Raw genomic sequence first — 1,346 nt, 5'->3', positions numbered from 1 at the left:
TCAGATTCTATCCATCTGGCAATAAAGCAAGTGCCAGGATCCAATATATACTGGGAATATCTCAAAACGGTTGAAATTCTTGGAACCAGATTTCAACTTATAGTAATTAACTCCAAAATTTAGTCAAATTGATCTTAAACTCCCATCGAATATGGCTTTTTACTGCCCAGCCGAGGGTTTTCTTGCTATCGAATAGCTTGTATGTAACATTCTTTCTCGCGCTTTTCAGCCAGGCTCCATCGGATTTAATTCAGGCAATCTCTTTGGCAGAGGCCATAATATTATTTTTCCCTTAAGTTTCTTAATGAAGTTCTTTACTTTCAATGATTTAAAATGATGCGTTGCCCTATCTGCAATTACTACAATTTTGCCATACATCTTCAAAAGATATTTCAAAAACTTGATAAAGCTGTCTTCGTTTATCCATTTCGCTGTACAGCAATGTCTTTTTTTATCCGATACAGCTCCAAAGAAGCACACATTTTGATGGCTTCCATTGACAAATAATATTGGTTTTGAACCTTTTTTTGCCCATAATTTTCTGCTGTTTGGATTAAACGATATTATTGCCTCATCTTCGGCAAAGATCATGTATCCTTTAGCCCTCCACTGCTTCAGCTTTTTTTATATGTCCCTTGAATGCCCATCCAGACCGTGGATTTGCTTTATAGTGTCTTTTCCTTGGTGTTATTAGGGATTGTCCCAATCTTCTTAAGAGCTTGGGTACATAGTTCGGATGATATCGCTTTCCATAATTCTCTTTTATATGCACAAGCACCTCTTTTGTAGCCATTGGTCGTGATGCAAGCATATCCTTCAATTCTTGCTCTTGCTCATTTGTCAGATATCTATTATGCCCTCCACTTCCTGGTTTTCTCTCAAACCCCTTAATGCCCTTCTTTCTGAACTTTCTGACCAAATATCCCACGGTAGATTTTGGCACCAGCAGGATTTCCTCTATACCCTTTTCAGTTTTTCCTTTCTTCTTATGCCATACAACAAGAAGTTTCTGCTTTATTGTAGCATCCTTCTCAGCATCTATCATTTTCTTAAGCTTTGAAAGACTTGTAGATGCAAAGTAGTCCATATTAAGCACTCCCCCGATACTATATTTGCACATGGACGGTATTATAACTATTGTTTGACATTAGTTACTATAGGTTGATTTGTTTGTCCACTTCAGGAGACTTATTGGGTCGCCTGAAGTGTTTTCATCCATGATTTTCTCAAGATCTCCAAGGATTCCGGGATCTTTTATTTCTACTTTTTTTCTTCCTCCACCATGTGCTCGAAGTCTTTCTGGAGGTTCAAGTTTCCCGGACGTTTTGAGTTCCTCTATCCCTTTA

General features: G+C 37.9%; 2 protein-coding genes and 1 pseudogene. All 3 read right to left on the bottom strand.

The window, feature by feature from the left end:
- Positions 1–225: 225 nt before the first annotated feature.
- Positions 226–591 (bottom strand): transposase, encoded by a 366-nt coding sequence (locus tag MNV_RS16355; RefSeq protein WP_096207011.1) that lies wholly within the window; start codon positions 589–591, stop codon positions 226–228.
- A 7-nt stretch (positions 592–598) separates the two neighbouring features.
- Positions 599–1,087, bottom strand: coding sequence for a helix-turn-helix domain-containing protein (locus MNV_RS16350; RefSeq protein WP_179294040.1), 489 nt, complete (start codon positions 1,085–1,087; stop codon positions 599–601).
- A 69-nt stretch (positions 1,088–1,156) separates the two neighbouring features.
- Positions 1,157–1,346: pseudogene (locus MNV_RS19905) on the bottom strand (ISAzo13 family transposase); the annotation flags it as partial.

This window comes from Candidatus Methanoperedens nitratireducens (assembly GCF_900196725.1).
In the GTDB taxonomy this organism is placed as follows: domain Archaea; phylum Halobacteriota; class Methanosarcinia; order Methanosarcinales; family Methanoperedenaceae; genus Methanoperedens; species Methanoperedens nitroreducens_A.
This window is presented reverse-complemented; position numbering and strand designations above follow the sequence as displayed.

Excerpts from the sequence above, each read along its gene's own strand:
- MNV_RS16350 (WP_179294040.1), bottom strand. The coding sequence starts at position 1,087 with ATGGACTACTTTGCATCTACAAGTCTTTCAAAGCTTAAGAAAATGATA.
- MNV_RS16355 (WP_096207011.1), bottom strand. The coding sequence starts at position 591 with ATGATCTTTGCCGAAGATGAGGCAATAATATCGTTTAATCCAAACAGC.